At 72.8% G+C, this 19912-nt stretch carries 17 protein-coding genes; 12 read left to right on the forward strand and 5 right to left on the reverse strand.

All coding sequences use genetic code 11. The features are described from left to right. The first annotated feature begins 4 nt into the window (after positions 1 to 4). The 4 genes from ACIBST_RS32635 to ACIBST_RS32650 are packed head-to-tail and all read left to right on the forward strand — an operon-like array spanning position 5 to position 3355. Positions 5 to 889, forward strand: a complete 885-nt coding sequence (locus ACIBST_RS32635) for an ABC transporter ATP-binding protein (RefSeq protein WP_397177232.1) — start codon at positions 5 to 7, stop codon at positions 887 to 889. Further along, on the forward strand, positions 889 to 1623 hold the full coding sequence (locus tag ACIBST_RS32640) for an ABC transporter permease (RefSeq protein ID WP_397177234.1): 735 nt from the start codon (positions 889 to 891) through the stop codon (positions 1621 to 1623). Before ACIBST_RS32635 ends, ACIBST_RS32640 begins: the two co-directional genes overlap by 1 nt. Beyond that, entirely contained in the window at positions 1620 to 2753 is a 1134-nt protein-coding gene (locus tag ACIBST_RS32645) for a sensor histidine kinase (RefSeq protein ID WP_397177236.1), read from the forward strand. Before ACIBST_RS32640 ends, ACIBST_RS32645 begins: the two co-directional genes overlap by 4 nt. Then, positions 2750 to 3355, forward strand: coding sequence for a response regulator transcription factor (locus tag ACIBST_RS32650; protein WP_397177238.1), 606 nt, complete (start codon positions 2750 to 2752; stop codon positions 3353 to 3355). Before ACIBST_RS32645 ends, ACIBST_RS32650 begins: the two co-directional genes overlap by 4 nt. 22 nt (positions 3356 to 3377) lie before the next feature. On the opposite strand, the gene ACIBST_RS32655 is transcribed toward ACIBST_RS32650, so the two are convergent. Beyond that, the gene (locus ACIBST_RS32655) at positions 3378 to 4403 is read right to left on the reverse strand and encodes an EAL domain-containing protein (protein ID WP_397177240.1); all 1026 of its coding nucleotides are present in this window, start codon (positions 4401 to 4403) and stop codon (positions 3378 to 3380) included. A gap of 119 nt (positions 4404 to 4522) precedes the next feature. On the opposite strand from ACIBST_RS32655, the gene ACIBST_RS32660 reads away from it, so the two are divergent. Further along, positions 4523 to 5176, forward strand: a complete 654-nt coding sequence (locus ACIBST_RS32660; RefSeq protein ID WP_397177242.1) for an acVLRF1 family peptidyl-tRNA hydrolase — start codon at positions 4523 to 4525, stop codon at positions 5174 to 5176. A 23-nt stretch (positions 5177 to 5199) separates the two neighbouring features. Here ACIBST_RS32660 and ACIBST_RS32665 read toward each other — a convergent pair whose 3' ends face one another. Then, positions 5200 to 6018, reverse strand: a complete 819-nt coding sequence (locus ACIBST_RS32665) for an NAD(P)H-binding protein (RefSeq protein WP_397177244.1) — start codon at positions 6016 to 6018, stop codon at positions 5200 to 5202. 87 nt (positions 6019 to 6105) lie between these two features. On the opposite strand from ACIBST_RS32665, the gene ACIBST_RS32670 reads away from it, so the two are divergent. From ACIBST_RS32670 to ACIBST_RS32690, 5 genes are all read left to right on the forward strand, one after another. Beyond that, a complete protein-coding gene (locus ACIBST_RS32670; protein ID WP_397177245.1) occupies positions 6106 to 6684 on the forward strand; it encodes a TetR/AcrR family transcriptional regulator in 579 nt (192 codons plus the stop codon). A 157-nt stretch (positions 6685 to 6841) separates the two neighbouring features. Next, complete coding sequence (locus ACIBST_RS32675) at positions 6842 to 8440, forward strand: ABC-F family ATP-binding cassette domain-containing protein (protein WP_352325517.1); 1599 nt, start codon at positions 6842 to 6844, stop codon at positions 8438 to 8440. A gap of 113 nt (positions 8441 to 8553) precedes the next feature. After that, a complete protein-coding gene (locus tag ACIBST_RS32680) occupies positions 8554 to 8769 on the forward strand; it encodes a helix-turn-helix domain-containing protein (RefSeq protein WP_125642298.1) in 216 nt (71 codons plus the stop codon). Between the two features lie 145 nt (positions 8770 to 8914). Continuing rightward, positions 8915 to 9742 carry an enoyl-CoA hydratase/isomerase family protein gene (locus tag ACIBST_RS32685; protein ID WP_397177247.1) on the forward strand — a complete coding sequence of 276 codons (828 nt, stop codon included), beginning with the start codon at positions 8915 to 8917 and terminating at the stop codon, positions 9740 to 9742. 98 nt (positions 9743 to 9840) lie between these two features. Then, positions 9841 to 11730: an ABC transporter ATP-binding protein gene (locus tag ACIBST_RS32690; protein WP_397177249.1), complete on the forward strand. Its 1890-nt coding sequence runs from the start codon at positions 9841 to 9843 to the stop codon at positions 11728 to 11730. On the opposite strand, the gene ACIBST_RS32695 is transcribed toward ACIBST_RS32690, so the two are convergent. Continuing rightward, positions 11702 to 12586, reverse strand: coding sequence for a sulfotransferase family protein (locus ACIBST_RS32695; protein ID WP_397177251.1), 885 nt, complete (start codon positions 12584 to 12586; stop codon positions 11702 to 11704). The genes ACIBST_RS32690 and ACIBST_RS32695 overlap by 29 nt on opposite strands. Before the next feature lie 101 nt (positions 12587 to 12687). Here ACIBST_RS32695 and ACIBST_RS32700 point away from each other — a divergent pair, with 101 nt between their 5' ends. Together ACIBST_RS32700 and ACIBST_RS32705 are read left to right on the forward strand one after the other, a co-directional pair. Next, positions 12688 to 13581 (forward strand): LD-carboxypeptidase, encoded by an 894-nt coding sequence (locus ACIBST_RS32700; protein WP_397177253.1) that lies wholly within the window; start codon positions 12688 to 12690, stop codon positions 13579 to 13581. 41 nt (positions 13582 to 13622) lie between these two features. Then, the gene (locus ACIBST_RS32705; protein WP_397177255.1) at positions 13623 to 14498 is read left to right on the forward strand and encodes a hypothetical protein; all 876 of its coding nucleotides are present in this window, start codon (positions 13623 to 13625) and stop codon (positions 14496 to 14498) included. Between the two features lie 25 nt (positions 14499 to 14523). On the opposite strand, the gene ACIBST_RS32710 is transcribed toward ACIBST_RS32705, so the two are convergent. Together ACIBST_RS32710 and ACIBST_RS32715 are read right to left on the reverse strand one after the other, a co-directional pair. Beyond that, the gene (locus ACIBST_RS32710) at positions 14524 to 17310 is read right to left on the reverse strand and encodes an AfsR/SARP family transcriptional regulator (protein ID WP_397177256.1); all 2787 of its coding nucleotides are present in this window, start codon (positions 17308 to 17310) and stop codon (positions 14524 to 14526) included. Positions 17311 to 17574: 264 nt separating this feature from the next. Continuing rightward, positions 17575 to 19890, reverse strand: coding sequence for an ATP-binding cassette domain-containing protein (locus tag ACIBST_RS32715; RefSeq protein ID WP_397177258.1), 2316 nt, complete (start codon positions 19888 to 19890; stop codon positions 17575 to 17577). Positions 19891 to 19912 lie beyond the last annotated feature (22 nt).

A 19912-nucleotide genomic window follows, 5' to 3' on the forward strand; every position in this document is an offset into this window, starting at 1 on the left:
TGACATGAACGCCATCGTGTTCGACCAGGTCAGCAAGCGCTACGGGGACGTGCTTGCCGTCGACGACCTCTCGCTCGCCATCGAGCCGGGCAAGACCGTGGCTCTGCTCGGCCCCAACGGCGCCGGCAAGTCCACCTCGATCAACATGCTGCTCGGCCTGCTGCGTCCCACCAGCGGCACGATCACCATCCACGGCCGCACGCCCGACCACGCGGTGCGCGCCGGCGAGCTGGGCGCGATGCTCCAGAACGGCGCCCTCATCCCCGAGCTGTCGGTCAAGGAGCTCATCGACCTCGTCCGCCGGCTCTACCCCGACCCGCTGCCGCTGGCCGAGATCCTCAAGCTGGCCGACCTGTCGGACCTGGTCAAGCGGCGCGCGAACAAGCTGTCCGGCGGCCAGACGCAGCGCGTCAGGTTCGCCCTGGCCATCGCGGGCGCGCCGAAGATCCTGCTGCTCGACGAGCCCACCGCCGCCATGGACGTGGAGTCCAGGCTGCGGTTCTGGGCCAGCATGCACGACTACGCCGCCGGCGGCAGGACCGTGCTGTTCGCCACCCACTACCTGGAGGAGGCCGACGCGCACTCCGACCGGGTGATCGTCATCGCCCGCGGCCGGCTGGCCGCCGACGGCACCGCCGCCGAGATCAAGGCGGGCGTGGGCGGCCAGGTCGTCCGCTTCACGCTGGGCGACCAGCCCGCGGCCGGGCTCGACCGGCTGCCCGGCGTCACCGCCGTCGAGGTCGCCGCCGGCACCGCCACGCTGCACACCTCCGACCCCGACGCGACCGTGGCCGCCCTGTTCCGGGGCACCGAGCTCGACGTACGGGGCCTCCAGCTCACCGGCGCCGACCTCGAAGACGCCTTCCTCGCGCTCACCAGGGAGTCCTGATGCTGTTCTACGCCAAGACCGAGGCGATGCGCATGCTGCGCAACCGGCGCTACATCATCTTCGTGGTCATCTTCCCGGTCGTGCTGTACCTGATCAACGCCAACATCTACGGCAAGCAGACCGACGGCGCCGGGGTGAGCTACAGCGTCGTGCTGATGGTCTCCATGGCCGCCTACGGGGCGCTGGCCTCGTCGATGATGAGCTCGGCGGTGCCGTGGGCGACCGAACGGCAGTCCGGCTGGCTGCGCCAGCTCCAGATCACCCCGCTGCCCAACTGGATGATCATCGCGACCAAGCTCGGCACCGCCATGCTGCTCGTGCTGCCCTCGCTGCTGCTGGTGGCCGTCGTCGGGATCGTCCAGCAGGGCGTGTCGATGCCGGCCGGCCGGTGGGTGCCGCTGCTGCTGGCCATGTGGCTGGGAACGATCCCGTTCATCGCGCTGGGCCTGGCGATCGGGTCGCTGCTGACGGCCGACGCCGCGCAGCCGGCCGCGATGATCTGCATGTTCGTCCTGGCCATCGCGGGCGGCCTGTGGTTCCCGCCGGAGGTGTTCGGCGACACCATGCGGACCGTGGCCGACGTCATGCCCTCCTACCACTACGCGAGCCTCGGCTGGAGCATCGTCGCCGGGCACGGCGTCGCGCTGACCGACGTGCTGGTGGTCGGCGGATGGGCGGTCGTCCTGGGCGGGGCTGCCGCCTACCTCTACCGCCGGGCTACTGTTCGGGCATGAGTTTCGCCGACAAGCTGCACTTCGGTGACGGGCGGCCGTCGCCCAGGCGGCGGTTGCTCGGGATGTCCGTCGGCATGGTCTACCTCGTCTTCCCGATCGCCGAGATCGTCGCGGGCGATGTCACGGGGGCCAGGGCGGTCTGGGGGGCCGCGGCGCTGGTCGCGTTCATCGGCTGCTTCGTCGGCACGGTGATCAGCGCCAAGAGCTTCCACGAGCGCTCGCGCGCCACCTTCCCCCTGCTCGGCGTGACCGCGGTGATCGCGGTGGTCAGCGCGTTCGCCTTCGGCGGCGCCTGGCTCACGCTGCCGGTCTACACGGTCGTGCTCTACGGGTTCACCCTCCCGCCCGCCTGGGCGCTGGCCGGGGTGGGGGTGAACCTGGCGGTGGTGGTGGCGGCCGGGGTGCTGACCGGCGACGAGTTCGCCGGCGTCATCGTCCTGGGGCTGCAGGTCGTCACGCTGGGCGTGCTGTTCATCAGCATCCGCAACAGCCGGGTGCTGACGTTGCGGCTGCAGGAGGCGCAGGGCGAGGTGGCCAGGCTGGCGGCCACGGAGGAGCGCCTGCGCATCGCCCGCGACCTGCACGACCTGCTCGGCCACAGCCTGTCGCTGATCGTGCTGAAGAGCGAGCTGGCCGGGCGGCTGGCCGAGGAGTCGCCGCAGGTGCGGCAGGAGATCGCCGACATCGAGTCGGTGGCCAGGCAGGCGCTGGTGGAGGTGCGCGAGGCGGTCACCGGCTACCGGCAGCGCAGCCTGTCGGAGGAGATCGACGGCGCCCGGTCGGTGCTGCGCGCGGCGGGCGTGCGGGCCGAGGTGCGGGTGTCCGGCACGCCGCTGCCCGACCTGCTCGACGGGCTGTTCGGCTGGGCGGTGCGCGAGGGCGTCACCAACGTCGTACGGCACGCGCGGGCCGCCCGCTGCGAGATCCAGGTGACGTACGACGGCGAACACGCCACCCTTGAGATCATGGACGACGGACGCGGCGGCGAGCCGCAGGGCACCGGCAGCGGGCTCAGCGGCCTGCGCGAACGGGTGACGGGCGCGGGCGGCACCATGGAGGCCGGCGGCGCGCCCAAGGGCGGGTTCCGGCTGCGGGTGCTCGTGCCGGTCAGGGTGGGGACGGCCGCGTGATCCGGGTGATGCTGGCCGAGGACCAGGGCATGATCCGCGGCGCGCTGGCCTCGCTGCTGGGCCTGGAGCCCGACATCGAGGTGGTCGGCGAGGCCGCCGACGGGGAGGAGGCCGTGGCCGTCGCGGTCGCCGCGACCCCCGACATCGCGCTGCTCGACATCGAGATGCCCGGCAAGGACGGCCTCACCGCCGCCGCCGAGATCGCCGCCCGGGTGCCGGGCTGCCGGGTGATGATCCTGACCACGTTCGGGCGGCCCGGCTACCTGCGTACCGCGATGGAGGCCGGGGCGGTGGCGTTCCTGGTCAAGGACAGCCCGGCCAAGGACCTCGCGGCGGCCATCCGCCGGGTGCAGGCCGGGGAGCGGGTCATCGACCCTGGGCTGGCCGCGGCGGCGCTGAGCGCGGGGCCGAACCCGCTGTCGGCGCGCGAGCGCGACGTGCTGGCCGCCGCCGCCGACGGCTCCACGATCGGGGACATCGCCCGCCGCCTGCACCTGTCGGAGGGCACGGTACGCAACTACCTGTCCTCGGCCATCCAGAAGACGCACGCGCGCAACCGCATCGAGGCCGTGCGTCGGGCCAAGGCACAGGGCTGGGTCTGACAGGGCTGGGTCCAGCCGTGTCTCACGTCCGCATGGCGGCGATCTGCCGGATCAGGTCCGACACCCGGACGATGCCCAGGCAGCGGTTGAGCTCGTCGGTGACCACCAGGTCGTCGTAGATGCGGGCCGCGTCCCGGCCGGCGGCCTGCATGGCGGCGATGGCGGGGGTCGTCCTCGGGACCGTGCGCGGCGGGTCGGCCAGGCGCTGGGCGGGCTTGGCGCCGTGCAGGGCGTGGCCGTACCGGGCGGCGAAGGACAGCAGGAAGCGGCTGCGGTCGAGGCTGCCCTTGGGGCGCTGGTACTCGTCCACCAGGATCACGCTGGTGATCGTGGGCTCGTGCCCGAACGCCGCCACGACCTCCTCCGCCTTGGCCCCGGCCGGCAGCGTCACCGCCGGGAGCAGCAGCTCCTGCACCCGCGGGCCGAGCATCAGCGTGTCCGGCGACTCGTCGGCCACCGGGAGCGGCACCCGGATCTTGCCGTCGGGGCCGGGCGCCAGCAGCGGGCCGTGGGCCAGGCGCACGCCCAGGCCGCGGGCCACCGCCACCTGCCCCTCGCGCTCGACGCCCGGGGCCAGCACGTGCGCGCCGATCCCGCGGGCCAGCGTCACCACCGCGCGCGCCACGGCCGCCGCCCGGTGGTCGCCGGGCAACCTGGTCACCAGCTCCTCGTCCAGCGCCAGCAGGTACGGCGCGGAGTCGGTGACGACGTCCAGCGCCGGGCCGCCCGCGCCCACGTCGGCGAAGCCCAGCAGGTAGCCGATCGTGCGCAGCCCGTCCAGGGCCACCTTCAGCAGGCGGCGGTCCTGCTCCTGGCACGTTCCGGTGAGCATCAGGATCGCCTCACGAGGATGCCTGCCCGCCCGCCGCAGGGCCTCGTGGAGTGGCGCCAGCGCCCCGGCGCCCGAGAGCACCACGTGCAGGGGCAGCGGCAGCACCATGGGCAGCGGAGCCGCCCGGAGCACGCCCGCCGGGTCGACGACGGCCGGCTGCGCGATGACGGCCCCGGTGTCGAGATCCACTACGGGGCTGGTGAGCAGGGAGGACACGTTCAGATGATCCGACCGGCACGGTTACGGCAGAAGCCCCCCGAAACGAAGTTCACCGACATTTCCGCTATAGTTCCCCCCTTCTCGTGAAGGGAATGTCGTTCGGTTACCCTTCCCGCATGAGCGCGCGTCCGGCCAGAGGCGGCGGCCGCTGGGTCACGGTGCCGCCCGAGCGCGTGCACCCCTGGATCGACGGGTTCGCCGGCCGCCACGGGCCCTTCGAGGCCGCCGGCGACGACCGCGTGGTCCGCCTGACCGCCGCCGACGGCGCGCTGGCCGAGCTGCACGTGCCGTTCCCGCCCATGACCCCCGGCCCGCCGCACGTGACCAGGCTGGTCGCGCACGCGCAGGCCGCCCGGCGGGTGGGCGTGCTGCTGGTCCGGCTCGGCGGTTACGCGGCCGGGGTGTTCCACGGCGCCGAGCTGCTCGACTCCAAGGTCGGCTCGCGGCTGGTGCAGGGCCGTACGGCGGCCGGCGGATGGTCGCAGCAGCGCTTCGCCAGGAGGCGGCAGAAGCAGGCGGCCCAGGCGTTCGACAGCGCGGCGGAGACGGCGGTGCGGGTGCTCGTGCCGCGGCTCGGGGAGCTGGAGGCGGTGGTGCTCGGCGGCGACCGGCGGGCGGTCGACGCGCTGCGCGGCGACCGGCGGCTCGCGCCGGTGTTCGCGCTGGAGAGCGAGCCGTTCCTGGTGGTGCCCGACCCGAGGCTCGCGGTCCTGCGCGAGGCGCCCGCCCGGTTCCGGGCCGTCCGGATCCGGGTGGTCGACCCGTCCTGAGCCCTGCGGGGTCCGTCGAGCGGTCAGGACGCGAAGGCGTCGGCGTGGTCGGCGACGAAGGCGGCCAGGGTGCGCGGCGGGCGGCCGGTGACGTCCTGGACGGTCGTGGTGATCTCCGCCCAGCCGGTCCGGCTCAGCGTCGCCTGCGTGGTGGCCAGCTCGGTGGCGAACGGCTCCGGGATCCCCTGCCCGGCCAGCCGCGCGGCCATCTCGGGCACCGGCAGGTCCACGTAGGTCACGGGCCGCCCGAGCACGCCGGTCAGCGTCGCCGCGATCTCCTCGTGGGTGGGCGATTCCGGGCCGGTCAGCAGGTACGAGCCCGACGGGCCCACCGGCCGGGTCAGCAGGGCGGCGGCCACGGCGGCGATGTCCCTGGCGTCGATGTAGTTCATCCCGCCGCTGCCCCAGGAGCCGTGGAAGCGGTCGCCGCGCACCTCGGCGAGCAGGTTCTGCATGAACCCGGTCGGCTGCAGGACGGCGTGCGGCACGCCGGAGGCCCGCAGGTGCTCGTCGACCTCGCCGTGGGGCCCGGCGCTGAGCGCGGCGCCGGGGGCGGCGTCGCGCACCGAGACCTCGACGATCTGCGCCACGCCCGCCTCGGCGGCCAGGTCGATGACCTGGTTGAGCCGCTCGGCGAACCCGGGGAACGGCGAGCTGTTGAGGAACAGCCGGTCGCCGGGGGACAGCAGCCGGCCGATCGTCTCCGGCCGGGTGAAGTCGCCGACGGCGTGCCGTACGCCCAGGTCGGCGGGGGTGCGCGACACTGCGAGCACGTCCTGGCCGGCGAGCTGGGCGACCAGGGCCCGGCCGATGGAACCGGTCGCGCCGGTGATCACGATCATGATGGACCTCCTAAGTGGAACCTCTTCTTCCGCTTGGCCGGACGGTACACTAAGCGGAAACGATCCGTCCACTTAGGAGGTCGCGACGTGCGCGCGGACGCCAGAAGGAACCTGGTCAAGATCCTCGACGCGGCCGCCCGGGTGATGGCCGAGCGCGGCGTCAACGCGCCCATGGAGCTCATCGCGCGGCAGGCCGGCGTCGGCGTCGGCACCCTCTACCGCCGCTTCCCCGACCGCGACGCGCTCATCGCCGCGCTGGGCGAGCATTACGTCCAGTCGCTGGCCGAGGCCCTGGAGCACGCCGTCGACGGCGAGCGGGACGCCTGGAGCGCGCTGCGCGGCTTCGTGCTGTGGGCCGCCGCCCCCGGCCGCGTCGCGCTGGCCGCCGCCCTCGCCCACCTGCCGCAGGAGGCCGTCGCGGGCACGGCGGAGTTCGCCGAGAGCAAGGAGCGCTGGGTGGAGCTGCTCCAGGGGCTCGTGCGCCGGGCCCAGGCGGAGGGCGGCATGCGTCCCGACGTGACCTGGGAGGACGTCGTCAGCCTGCTCACCGTCTTCACCTGCCACCCCGGGGGGCTGCCCGCCCCCGTGGCCGCCCGTCCGGAGAAGTACCTGCACCTCATGCTCGACGGGATGGCCGCCGGCGCCGCGACGTCGCTGCCCGCCTGACGGCACCCGTCACACGCGTACCGGGGAGCACCTGGAGCCCCTATAAGCAGAGGTAGCGCCTGGCACGAGGGCCCTACACTGATCTGTATGCATACTCCCGATTGACCGGCGGTCGCACGCCCAATCCTCGTTTCCTAGCTCGGGAGTGTCCGCCAATATGATCATCGCCAGTGACATCGAGCTGCGCGCGGGCGCGCGCCTGCTCATCGAGAACGCCTCCTTCCGGGTCAACCCCGGCGACAAGATAGGTCTGGTCGGCCGCAACGGCGCGGGCAAGACCACCCTGACCAAGGTGCTCGCGGGGGAGGCGCTGCCGGCCGCGGGCTCGGTCACCTCCTCCGGCAGCATCGGCTACCTGCCCCAGGACCCCCGTACGGGCGACCTGCAGGTGCTGGCCCGCGACCGCATCCTGTCGGCGCGCGGCCTCGACGAGGTCCTGCGCAAGCTGCGCGAGGCCGAGGTCGGCATGTCCTCCGCCGACGAGCGCACCCGCGAGAAGGCCGTCAAGCAGTACGGCAGGCTCGAAGACCAGATGCACGTGCTGGGCGGCTACGCGGCCGAGTCGGAGGCCGCCTCCATCGCCTCCAGCCTCGGCCTGCCCGACCGGGTCCTCGGCCAGACGTTGCAAACGCTTTCCGGCGGTCAGCGGCGCCGCGTGGAATTGGCGCGAATTCTTTTCAGCGGAGCGGAAACTCTCCTTCTCGACGAGCCGACAAACCACCTAGATGCGGACTCAATCGGGTGGCTTCGTGATTTTTTGCGATCTCATCAAGGTGGCTTGGTGATCATCAGTCACGACGTCGGCCTTCTTGAAGCCACGGTCAACAAGGTCCTCCACCTCGACGCCAACCGTTCGGTGATCGACCACTACAACGTCGGCTGGACGGCCTACCTGGCCCAGCGCGAGACCGACGAGAAGCGCAGGAAGCGCGAGCGCGCCAACGCCGAGAAGCAGGCGGGCGCGCTGCTGGCCCAGGCCGACAAGATGCGCGCCAAGGCCACCAAGGCCAAGGCGGCCCAGGACATGATGCGCCGCGCCCACCGCCTGCTGGCCGGCACCGAGGAGGAGCGCCAGAGCGACAAGGTCGCCCGTCTGCGCTTCCCCGAGCCCCTGCCGTGCGGCCGCACGCCGCTCATGGCCGAGGGCCTGTCGAAGTCCTACGGCTCCCTGGAGGTGTTCACCGACGTCAACGTGGCCATCGACCGAGGTCACAGGGTCGTCATCCTCGGCCTCAACGGCGCCGGCAAGACCACGCTGCTGCGCATACTCGGCGGCATCGAGTCTCCCGACACCGGCGAGCTGCGGCCCGGCCACGGCCTGAAGGTCGGCTACTACGCCCAGGAGCACGAGACCCTCGACCCCTCCCGCACGCTGCTGGAGAACATGCGCTCGGCGGGCGGCGAGTTCACCGACACCGAGCTGCGCAAGGTCCTCGGCTCCTTCCTGTTCTCCGGCGACGACGTCGACAAGCCCGCCGGCGTCCTGTCCGGCGGCGAGAAGACCCGGCTCGCGCTGGCGATCCTGGTGCTGTCGAGCGCCAACGTCCTGCTGCTCGACGAGCCCACGAACAACCTCGATCCGGTCAGCCGCGAGCAGGTTCTCAACGCTCTGAGGTCGTATTCAGGAGCAATCGTCCTCGTCACCCATGACGAGGGTGCCGTTGACGCCTTGTCACCGGATAGGGTGATCTTGCTGCCTGACGGAACTGAAGACGCGTGGAGCGACGAATTTTCCGATCTTGTGGCACTTGCCTGATCTTAATTTGAGTGGGTACGGATCTTTTCCCGTGGAGTAGGTAGCCGATCCCGCTGAAATGACTGATCATGGCGGAGTAACGCTGCGGAAGTCCGGCACTACAGGAGGTACTCGTGGCCGAGACACTGAAGAAGGGCACCCGGGTCACCGGGGCCGACCGGGAAAAACTGGCCGGCGATCTCAAGAAGCGCTATGCGCAGGGCGAGAGCATCCGCGCCCTGGCCGCTTCGACCGGTCGGTCCTACGGGTTCATCCACCGCATCCTTAGCGAGTCCGGTGTGACTCTGCGCGGGCGCGGCGGGGCGACTCGAGGCAAGTCCAAGCGCTGACGGCTGCCTCGGAACGTGCGACCGCAGCCGCCCGTCCCTAGTCAGCCGCTGTCGCGCCCGAGCCAGAATCATATTCTGTAAGCTCGGGCGCGACGGTCAGCCTTGGTGGCGCACCCCGTGCGCGACCGGACACAGGGAGCAGGCGATGGCGGAAGCACAGGCACCACGGCGCGGGGGGAACGCGGAGGACGTCTCTGCCGAAAGGCTGGCGGAGATCGGGCTTCGCCATGAGGTGGACGGTGAGATAGCGACGATCACGCTGGACCGGCCGGAAAAGCGCAACGCCCAGACGTTCGCGACATGGTCGGCGTTGGCTCGCATCGGGGAGAGCCTTCCCGAACAGGTGCGCGTCGTCGTCGTGAAAGGTGAGGGACCGTCCTTCTCGGCAGGAATCGACCTGCGGATGTTCACACCGGAGGGAGTGCCCGGACAGGGCTCGTTCAGCTCGGCCGCCGCAACCGACGGCGAGACCTTCGAGCAGCGCATACGTCAGGCACAGGACGGTTTCCTGTGGCTGCGCCGCCCGGAGATCGTCTCCATCGCCGCCGTGCAGGGGCACGCGATCGGCGCGGGGTTCCAGCTCGCGCTCGCCTGTGACCTGCGGATTGTGGCCGACGACGTCACCTTCTGCATGAAAGAGCCCGCACTGGGCCTGGTCCCGGATCTGACGGGGACCAAACCGCTGGTCGAGCTGGTCGGACTGGCCAAGGCGATCGACATCTGCCTGACCGCCAGGAACGTGTACGCCGAGGAGGCCATGCGCATCGGCCTCGCGGAGCAGGTGGTCGCCGGGGGCGACCTGGACAAGACCGTACAGAACAAGATCGCGGAGCTGCTGTCGACGAACCGGGACGCGGCGGTGGCGACGAAGCGCCTCCTCCAGGGGGCGCGGGCGCGCACCCTGGAGGAGCAGAGTGCGGCCGAGGGCAGGGAGCAGGCCAAGCGCGTCAAGGCCCTGTTCGGCCCGCGGTAGGACGGCCGGAGGCGGGGCTCCGGTTCGCCGTGAGCGGATCGCGGAATCGCCGCAGGCCCTCGCGACGCTGATCCGGGGGAGGAGGAGGGATCCCCCGTATGGCGATGATGGGAGGGGGCTTCGGCCCTCAGGTCTGGTCGTCACTGCGCCGTGACGGCTCGGTGACCAAGCAGCGCATCGCGCCGGGCACGGTCCGGCGCATCGGCCGGCACGCGCGCCCGCACATCAGGAAGATCGCGGCGTTCCTGCTGCTCGTGGTGGCCGGGGCGGTGATCGTGGTGGCCAACCCGCTGCTGATGAAGGCGATCATCGACGACGGCATCCTGACCCGCCGCACCGACGTGGTGATCGGCCTGGCGGTGGCCATCGCGGCGCTCGCGGTCCTCGACGCCGCCCTGACGCTGGCGCAGCGCTGGTTCTCCGCCCGCATCGGCGAGGGGCTCATCTACGACCTGCGCACCGAGGTCTTCGACCACGTGCAGCGCATGCCGGTGGCCTTCTTCATGCGGGCGCAGACCGGCGCGCTGGTCAGCCGGCTCAACAGCGACGTGATCGGCGCCCAGCGGGCGCTGACCAGCACGCTGTCGTCCGTGGTGTCCAACGTGGTCAGCCTGGTGCTGGTGCTGGGCGCGATGCTGGCGCTGTCGTGGCAGGTCACGCTGGTCGCGCTGGTGCTGCTGCCGATCTTCATCGTGCCCGCCAAGTACGTCGGCCGGCGCATGTCCGCGCTGACCCGCGAGCAGATGCAGCTCGACGCCGAGATGAGCTCGGTCACCACCGAGCGGTTCAACGTGGCCGGCGCGATGGTCGCCAAGCTCTACGGCAGGCCCGAGGACGACGCGGCCACCTACGCCGCCCGGGCCGGGCGCGTCCGCGACGTCGGCGTGACCGTCGGCATGTACGGCACGGTCTTCCGGGTCGCGCTCGGCCTGGTCGCCGCCCTGGCCACCGCGCTGGTCTACGGCATCGGCGGCGTGCTGGCCGTCGGCGGCGCCTTCGAGCTGGGCACGCTGGTGGCCCTGACCGCCCTGCTGATGCGCCTGTACGGCCCGCTGACGTCCCTGTCCAACGTGCACGTCGACGTGATGACGGCGCTGGTCAGCTTCGACCGCGTCTTCGAGATCCTCGACCTCAAGCCGATGGTCGCGCAGCGTCCCGGCGCGCGTCCGGTGCCCGAGGGCCCGGTCACCGTCGAGTTCGACGACGTGCGCTTCCGCTACCCGGCGGCCGAGGAGGTCTCGCTGGCCTCCCTGGAGTCGGTGGCCCGCCAGGACTCCGGGGGCCCGTCGCAGGAGGTGCTGAAGGGCGTCTCCTTCACCGCCCGGCCCGGCGAGATGATCGCGCTGGTCGGCCACTCCGGCGCGGGCAAGACCACCATCACCTCCCTGGTCTCCCGGCTCTACGACGTCAACGCGGGGGCCGTCCGGATCAACGGGCTCGACGTGCGCGAGGCCACGCTCGACTCGCTGCGCGACACCGTCGGCGTCGTCATGCAGGACGCCCACCTGTTCCACGACACGATCGGGGCCAACCTCCGCTACGCCAGGCCCGGCGCGAGCGAGGAGGAGATCCGCGACGCGCTTCGGGCCGCGCAGATCGGCGACCTCGTCGAGGGGCTGCCCGACGGGCTCGACACCGTCGTCGGCGACCGCGGCTACCGGCTGTCCGGCGGCGAGAAGCAGCGGCTCGCGCTGGCCAGGCTGCTGCTGAAGGCGCCGCGCGTGGTCGTGCTCGACGAGGCGACCGCGCACCTCGACTCCGAGTCCGAGGCGGCCGTGCAGCTCGCGCTCAAGACGGCCCTGCACGGCCGTACGTCGCTGGTCATCGCCCACCGGCTGTCCACGATCAGGGAGGCCGACGAGATCCTGGTCGTGCACGACGGGCGCGTGGCCGAGCGCGGCCGGCACGAGGAGCTGCTGGCCCGCGGCGGCCACTACGCCGAGCTCTACCGCACCCAGTTCAGCTCGGGAGATAGCCCAGCCGGGTGAGCTCCTGCCGGGCGACCTTCTCCACCAGCTCCAGGTCGGCCGGCCGCAGCCGGGCCCGCCAGACGCCGACCTCGGGGGCGCGCGAGCCGTACAGCGCGACCTTGGACACGCGCGTCTCCAGGAACTCGGTGAGCGCGGCGAGCGTGTCGGCGGGCTTCAGCGCCAGGTCCTCGTAGCGGACGGTGAGGAGCTGCCGCTCGGGCAGCTCGCGGCGCAGCTCGGCGCTCAGCCGCACGGCGCTGCGCCAGCGCAGCGCCGCCTTGCCCGCCGCGGGCATGCCCTTCCACCGGTCGAGGTGCTCGTCCTTGTTGACGCCGAGGAAGGCGTTGGGGAACTCGGTGCTGTCGGAGAGCATCGCGGGCTTGAACCAGGCCAGGCACGCCGGGTCGCCGAGCATGCCGGCGACGGCGTCCCTGCCGTCCCTGATGAGCTGGACGAACCGGGCGTCGGGGAACGCCTGGAGCAGCACGGGCGCGCTGTAGAGCAGGTCGGGGCTGCCGTCGCCGAACCGCGTCACCTCGCCGGGCTCCACGCACGGTCCGCTGCCGGTCACGCCGCCCGCCTCCCGGCACGGCTCGGCGCACTGCCCGCACGATCGCGCGGAGACCTGCCAGGACTCGGCCAGCGCGTCGCGCAGCACGCGGACCGCGCCCGACGTGCGGCCGATGGACGGTTTGCGGGCGAAGGCGTACACGACGTGCGCCACGCTCGCCCGGCCGGTCGTGACGTGGAAGCCGGGGGAGCGTTTGAGGGCGCGGGCCAGCAGGTCCGCGCCGGAGTGCGGGGCGCCGAGCAGGAAGACGGGCCTGCGGACCTTGATGCCGTTGACCACGAGGATGTGGGGCGGAAGTCGCATACTGGACCACAAGTGTGACACCGTTTGGCAGGTGAACGAGCCAATCAGCGTTTCGGTGCTTACCCGGGCCCCGGCGCTCCCAGGCGTGCAGGAGTTGACCGATGCAGCAAGGTGACACCGTGGCGATCGTCATGCCGTCGGGGCCGCCCTCACCCGTCCTGTTCCAGCGCGGCGTCGAGCGGTTGGAGGCCCTCGGGCTGAAGGTGGTGGCCGGGGCGCACGCGCTCGACCGCCAGGACCTCGACTACCTGGCCGGCCAGGACGCCGCCCGCGCCGCCGACCTCCAGGCCGCCTGGTGCGACCCGGCCGTGTCGGTGGTGTTCTGCGGCCGGGGCGGCTACGGCGCGGCCCGGCTGCTCGGCCTGCTCGACTGGGAGGCCATGCGCGCGGCCGGCCCCAAGGTGCTGGTCGGGTCGAGCGACATCACGGCCCTGCACAACGCCTTCGCGATCGAGCTGGGCGTGCCCACGCTGCACGGGCCGATGACGGCCTGCGACACGATCGCCGCCGAGGAGGGCCCCGAGCCGCGTTCGTGGGAGAGCCTGCTGGCGGCGCTGGCCGGTGAGAGCGCGACCGTGCGGGGCGACCGGGTGCTGGTGCCCGGACGGGCCGAGGGCGTGCTCACCGGGGGCAACCTGTCGCTGCTGGCCTCGATGTGCGGCACCCGGTACCAGCCGTCCTTCGACGGCAAGCTGGTGCTGCTGGAGGACATCGGGGAGGAGCCGTACCGGATCGACCGGATGCTGACGCAACTGCTGCAGGCCGGGGCGTTCGACGGCGTGCGCGGGATCGCCCTCGGGTCGTGGGTGGACTGCGGCGATCCGTACCCGGTGCTGGCGGACCGGCTGGCGCCGCTGGGGGTGCCGGTGGTGGCCGGGCTTCCGGTGGGGCACGGGTCACCACAGATGAGCGTGTGGCTGGGGGAGCTTGGGGCTATCGATACCGAATCGTGCTCCCTGGCTGGTCCGTTCCGCGACGGCGAGCAGGCAAGGTAGGAAGACACCTAAAGGGACGAATCCGACAGAGGGGACGGTGTGTGAGCTTCTTCAGGCGTGACCGGGAGCCCTCCCGCCGGCCGATCGAGGACGTCGACCTCGACTCCCTGCTCGGCCTCGTCGCGGAGTCCATGGGGTTCGTGTGCGAGTTCGCCCGCGACGGCGCGTCGCTGAGCCTGCGCGGCGACGGCGTCGCGGAGCTGGTGGTGAAGCTGACCGGGCTGCGCCGCGAGGCCGGCCGCCGGGCCAGGGAGGACTGGCCGGTGCTGGTCTCCGAGCACCTCGCGCACGCCCTGGCCACCGCCGGCGAGCGTTACGACGCCTGCGACCTCGACCAGGCCGCGCCGCTGCTGCGCACCCGGGTGGAGGCGGTGGACGAGGTCCCCGACCTGACCCGGGTGGTGGGGCGGCACCTCAACGCCGACCTGGTGGAGCTGCTGACCGTCGGCTCCCGCCTGGTGCGGCCCGAGGAGGCCGGCTGCTGGCCCGTCCCGACGGCCCAGGCGCTCGACCTGGCCGTGGCGAACGTCCGGCGGGCCGAGCGGCTGCAGGTCGAGCGCATCGAGCTGGGCGGCACGCCGGTGATCCGGCTGACCGGCGCGAGCCCGTCGGCCGCCACGCATCTGCGCTGGCTCGGCGACCACCTCACAGTGCCCGCCGACGGGGTGCTGGTGGTGCTGCCGGACCCGTACACGGTGCTGGTGCGGCCGGTGGACGGCATCGGGGTGGTGCGCGCCATCGAGCGGCTGCGGGTGCACGCGGCCCGCACCGGCGGGCTGAGCGCGCAGGTCTACTGGTGGCACCAGGGACGGCTGACGCTGATCAAGGCCGACATCGTGTTGCAGCAGGGGCAGACGAGGCTGGTGGTGGCGCCGCCGCCGGAGTTCGCCCGCATCCTCGCCCGCCTGGCCGTCTGAGGCGCCCTTCCAGCGGCCCGCCTGGTCAGTGGCGGCGCAGGACGGCGCAGCGGGTGCGGATCGTCTCGGCCTCGGCGTCGCCGAGCGTCTCGTAGCACTCCACGGCCCGCCGCCAGGCGTCCAGGGCGCCCGCGCGGTTCCCGGCGGCGGCGTGCGTCTCGCCGAGCCGGACCAGCGTCTGGGCGGCGGGGTGCAGGTCGTCGCAGGACAGCAGGAGCGCGGCCGCCCGCTCGTAGCAGGCCACCGCGCCCGCGCGGTCGCCCTTGGCCTCCAGCACGTACGCGATGCTGTCCCAGGCGTGGCCCTCGCCCTGGGCGTAGCCGAGGTCGGCCAGGATGCGCTGCGCCCGGCGGCAGTCGGCGTACGCCTGGTCGTACCGGCCGAGCTGGGCCCGCCACCAGCCCGCGGTGTTCAGCGCGCGGGCCTGGCCGATGGCGTCGCCGCCCTCCTCGAACAGCTCCTGGGCCCGCAGCGCGTGCCGCAGTTCCTCGCCCGGCCGCACCCGGCCGACCGCGACGGCCAGGCCGAGATGCAGGTGCGCCTCAAGGACCGGCTCGCCGAGGCCCTGGTGCAGCTCGACGGCCCGGTCGAAGTGCTCGACCGCCTGCCGGTCGGAGCCGAGCCTGGCGTGCGCGCGCGCCAGGCCGTTGTGGCATCCGGCCTGCGCCAGCCGGTCGCCGAGCCGCGCGGCGCACTCCAGCGCCACCGTCTGCACGCGCAGGTTCTCCTCCCACAGGCCGCGGCGCTGCATGAACTCGCCGAACCCCCACGCGAGCTGCCAGGCGTGCCGGTCCAGCCCCGCCCGCGCGGCCTCGTCCACCAGCCCGGGCACCACCGCCGACTCCGCGGCGTACCAGCTCAGCGCCTCGGCCTGGCCGGTGAAGCGCTCCACGGTGACGCCGCGGGCGGGCCGCTCCCGCCGGACGCGCTCACGGTGGGGGTAGCAGGCGGCGCTGGCCGCGCAGGCCGAGTGCAGGTAGTGGTCCAGCAGGCGGCGGGTCGCGGCCTCGCGGGCGGCGAGCCGGTCGGTGGCGCGGGCCTGCTCGGCGGCGTAGGCCCGCAGCAGGTCGTGCAGCCTCGGGCGGTCGCGGGCGGACAGCTCGACGAGGTTGGCCCGGTGCAGAAGGTCCACGAGCCTGCGGGTCCGCTCCACGGGCAGGCCGGCCAGGCTCGCGACCGCGGCCGGCGGGAGGTGCGGGGGCGCCTGCCCGAGCAGGCGGAACAGCCGCGCCGCCGCCTGCGGGAGCTCCCGGTAGGACCGGCCGAACACGGCCCGCAGGTCGATCGCCGGATCGGCGTCGGCGAACGGCTCCAGGTCGGCGTCCGCGTGTTCCAGGTCGGCGGCGATGTCGGCCAGCGGCAGGTCGGACCGGCGTACCGTCCGGGCGGCGACGATGGCCAGGGCCAGCGGCAGCCGGCCGCACCGGTCGATGATCAGCTCCGCGGCCTCGGGCTCGGCGGCCAGGCGCGCCTCGCCCACCCGGGCGGCCAGGAGGTGGCGGGACTCGTCGGCGGTGAGGGTGTCCAGGTGCAGCAGGGACGCGCCCGTGGTGACCGACAGCGCGGGCAGCTCCGTCCGGCTGGTGATCAGCGTCAGGCAGCCGGGCGCGGTGGCCAGGAGGGGGGTGACCTGGTCGGCGGCGCGGGCGTCGTCCAGCAGGACGAGCACCCGGCGGGTGGCCAGCAGGCTGCGGTAGAGCCCGGTCCGGTCCTCGACGCCCAGCGGGATCCGGGACTCCGGCACGCCGAGCGCGCCCAGGAAGCGGGGCAGCACGGCGGAGGCGTCGGCCGGGTCGAGGGCGCCGAGATGGGCGTGGAGCTGACCGCCGGGAAACCGGTCGCGGTGGTGGTGCGCCCAGTGCAGCGCCAGCGAGGACTTGCCGACGCCGGGCGGTCCCGAGATCACCCAGACGGCCGCGGAACCGGCCAGGCGCTCCAGCTCGGCCTTGCGGCCCACGAAACCGGCGAGCCGGGCGGGCAACTGCGCCGGAACCGGCGGCACGGCCACACTCGGCGCCTCCCTGTCCGGTGTGTCCTTGTTCGGTGGGCCGGGGCGGGGCTCCGGCGTCGCCGGGCGGTCCGTCCCGCGGGTGCGGCCTGTCGCGCCGGTGCGCAGGAGCTGGTGGTGGAGGTCGCGGAGGGCGGCGCCGGGTTCGACGCCCAGCTCCTCGGCCAGGGTGCGGCGTACGCCGGCGTAGCGGGCCAGCGCCTCGGCGGTCCGGCCGCCCTCGTGCAGCGCCCCGATGAGCGCGGCGGCCACCAGCTCGTCCAGCGGGTACGCCTCGGCCAGCGGCGACAGTGCCGCGACCGCGGCCCCGGGGTCCTCGGCCGAGACCGTACGGGCCCAGCGCAGCACGACCTCCTTGCGCTCCTCCCACAGCCGCCGCCGCACCCGCGCGGCCCATTCGCCCGGCAGCCCCGTCAGCGGGTCGCCGCGCCACAACGCCAGGGCCTCCTCCAGCGGCGGACGTGGATCGGCCGCCGTCGCCGCCTCCTCGGCCAGGCTCCGGAACCGCCGCAGGTCCACGCCCGGCTCGGCCACGTCGAGCAGATAACCGCCGACCCGGCGCAGCACGCCGCCCTCGTCGCCGAGCACCTCGCGGCGCAGCCGGGTGATGATCGTGTGCAGCGTGTTCCGGGCGCCCGGCGGCACCTGCTCGCCCCAGATCCGGGCCAGCAGCGTCTCGACGGGGACGACCCGGCCCACCTCCCAGGCCAGCGCGGCGAGCGCGAGCGCGGCCTGCGGGGGCCGTACCGGTCCGGTCTGATCCGCGCGCTCCAGCTCCACCGGTCCGAGCAACCGAATCATCATGATCTTCGAGCCTAATCAAGGGAGACCGGTTCATCCCGCGTTGTCATGTCTTCGAGATGGCATTGAGAAGTCATCGAGAAATCGCTCAGACGGCCGGCCGCTGGGTCGAGCGCGAGAACGGCCTGTGCCACGACCACGGCGACCAGGGCGTCAGGTGCAACGGCTGGTCGACGTGCTGCCTGGCGGCATCGCGATCTGCCTGTGGGGCGCGGCGATCCGACGCCACGGGGCCTCCCGGGCCCGTCGCCCGGGAGGCCCGGTCCGCTACGGGGCCTGGTGTCCCACGTAGTCGCGCAGGTGCACGGCGGTGAGCGAGTCGCCCTTCGTCACCAGTTCGGCCGGGGTGCCGGTGAACACCACCTGGCCGCCGTCGTGGCCGGCGCCGGGGCCCAGGTCGATGATCCAGTCGGCGTGGGCCATCACCGCCTGGTGGTGCTCGATGACGATGACCGTGTTGCCGTCGTCCACCAGCCGGTCGAGCAGGGCCAGGAGCTGGTCGACGTCGGCCAGGTGCAGGCCGGTGGTGGGCTCGTCCAGCACGTACGTGGTGCCGTTCTTGGCCATGTTGATGGCCAGCTTGAGCCGCTGGCGCTCGCCGCCCGACAGCGTGGTGAGCGGCTGGCCGAGCCCGAGGTAGCCCAGGCCGACCGAGTCGAGACGGTCGAGGATCGTCCTGGCCTGCCCACTGGGGAAGAACGCGCGCGCCTCGGCCACCGGCATCTCCAGCACCTCGCTGATGTTCTTGCCGCGCAGCCGGTACGTCAGCACCTCCGGCGTGAACCGGCGCCCCTCGCACGCCTCGCACACCGAGGCCACGTCGGCCATCATCGCCAGCTCGGTGTAGATCAGGCCGATGCCCTTGCAGGCCGGGCAGGCGCCCTCGGAGTTCGCGCTGAACAGGGCCGGCTTGACCCCGTTGGCCTTGGCGAACGCCGTGCGGATGGGGTCGAGCACGCCCGTGTACGTGGCCGGGTTGCTGCGCCGCGACCCGCGGATCGGCGACTGGTCGGCGACCACCACGCCCTCGCGGCCGGACACGTACCCGTGGATGAGGGAGCTCTTGCCCGAGCCGGCCACGCCCGTGACGACGGTGAGCACCCCGAGCGGGATGTCCACGTCGACGCCGCGCAGGTTGTGCAGCGTGGCTCCGCGCACCTCCAGCCACCCCTTGGCCGGACGGGCGGAGGCGCGCAGCGCGGCCCGGTGGCCGAGGTAGCGGCCGGTCAGGGTGCCCGAGCCGGGCAGCCCGTCGAGGTCGCCGGCGTAGCAGATGCGGCCGCCGCCGGTGCCCGCGCCGGGACCGAGGTCCACGATGTGGTCGGCGATCTCGATCACCTCGGGCTTGTGCTCGACCACGAGCACGGTGTTGCCCTTGTCGCGGAGCTGGAGCAGCAGGTTGTTCATCCGCTGGATGTCGTGCGGGTGCAGCCCGGCCGTCGGCTCGTCGAAGACGTAGGTGACGTCGGTCAGGCTGGAGGTGAGGTGGCGCACCATCTTCACCCGCTGGGCCTCGCCGCCCGACAGCGTGCCGGACTCGCGGTCGAGGCTGAGGTAGCCGAGGCCGATCTCGACCAGCGAGTCCAGCGTGTCGCGCAGCCCCTGGAGCACCGGGCCGACGCTCGGGTCGCCGATGCCCTTGACGAACTCGGCCAGGTCGTTGATCTGCATGGCCGAGCAGTCGGCGATGTTGCGGCCGTCGATGCGGGAGGACCGGGCGGCCTCGTTCAGGCGCGAGCCGCCGCAGGCGGTGCACCCGGTCAGCTTGAGCGCCCGGTCGGCGAAGGCGCGCGCCTGCGGCTGCATCGACTCGCGGTCCTTGGCCAGGTACTGGCGCTTGACCTTGGTGACCAGCCCTTCGTAGGTGAAGTTGCTGGTGCCGTACTTGATCTTCGTGGCGGGCTTGTCGAGCAGGTCCGCCCACTGCTCGGGGGTGAAGTCGCGCAGCTTGGTGTCGGGGTCGTACAGGCCCGAGCCGACCATGATCTGCCAGTACCAGGTGTCCACCGCGTACCCGGGGACCTTGATGGCGCCCTCGTTCAGCGACTTGTCCCGGTCCACCAGCTCGTCGACGTCGACGCCGGCGACCCTGCCGAGCCCCTCGCACTCGGGGCACATGCCCTCGGCGCGGTTGAAGCTGAACGCGAACGGCGGCCCCACCTGCGGGGAGCCGAGCCGGCTGAACAGGATCCGGAGCATCGTGTAGGTGTCGGTGGCGGTGCCGACGGTCGAGCGGGCGTTGGCGCCCATCCGCTCCTGGTCCACGATGATCGCCGCGCTGAGGTTCCGCAGCGAGTCCACGTCGGGACGGGCCAGGCTCGGCATGAAGTTCTGGACGAACGTGGTGTACGTCTCGTCAATCAGCCGCCGGGACTCCGCGGCGATCGTGTCGAAGACGAGCGAGGACTTCCCCGAGCCGGACACGCCGGTGAAGACGGTGAGGCGGCGCTTGGGCAGGTCGAGGTCGACGCCGGTGAGGTTGTTCTCGCGGGCGCCGCGTACCTGGATGACGTCGTGGCTGTCGGCGGCGGTGTGATCGGCGGATCGGGTGCGTACGGCGTCGGGCTTGGCGCTGGTGGCCACGGAATCCCTTCTTGTCACATCA

The organism is Nonomuraea sp. NPDC049684, assembly GCF_044465345.1.
Classification (GTDB): Bacteria; Actinomycetota; Actinomycetes; order Streptosporangiales; family Streptosporangiaceae; genus Nonomuraea.

Excerpts from the sequence above, each read along its gene's own strand:
- ACIBST_RS32635 (WP_397177232.1), top strand. The coding sequence starts at position 5 with ATGAACGCCATCGTGTTCGACCAGGTCAGCAAGCGCTACGGGGACGTG.
- ACIBST_RS32640 (WP_397177234.1), top strand. The coding sequence starts at position 889 with ATGCTGTTCTACGCCAAGACCGAGGCGATGCGCATGCTGCGCAACCGG.
- ACIBST_RS32645 (WP_397177236.1), top strand. The coding sequence starts at position 1,620 with ATGAGTTTCGCCGACAAGCTGCACTTCGGTGACGGGCGGCCGTCGCCC.
- ACIBST_RS32660 (WP_397177242.1), top strand. The coding sequence starts at position 4,523 with ATGAGCGCGCGTCCGGCCAGAGGCGGCGGCCGCTGGGTCACGGTGCCG.
- ACIBST_RS32665 (WP_397177244.1), bottom strand. The coding sequence starts at position 6,018 with ATGATCGTGATCACCGGCGCGACCGGTTCCATCGGCCGGGCCCTGGTC.
- ACIBST_RS32675 (WP_352325517.1), top strand. The coding sequence starts at position 6,842 with ATGATCATCGCCAGTGACATCGAGCTGCGCGCGGGCGCGCGCCTGCTC.
- ACIBST_RS32685 (WP_397177247.1), top strand. The coding sequence starts at position 8,915 with ATGGCGGAAGCACAGGCACCACGGCGCGGGGGGAACGCGGAGGACGTC.
- ACIBST_RS32690 (WP_397177249.1), top strand. The coding sequence starts at position 9,841 with ATGGCGATGATGGGAGGGGGCTTCGGCCCTCAGGTCTGGTCGTCACTG.
- ACIBST_RS32695 (WP_397177251.1), bottom strand. The coding sequence starts at position 12,586 with ATGCGACTTCCGCCCCACATCCTCGTGGTCAACGGCATCAAGGTCCGC.
- ACIBST_RS32700 (WP_397177253.1), top strand. The coding sequence starts at position 12,688 with ATGCAGCAAGGTGACACCGTGGCGATCGTCATGCCGTCGGGGCCGCCC.
- ACIBST_RS32710 (WP_397177256.1), bottom strand. The coding sequence starts at position 17,310 with ATGATGATTCGGTTGCTCGGACCGGTGGAGCTGGAGCGCGCGGATCAG.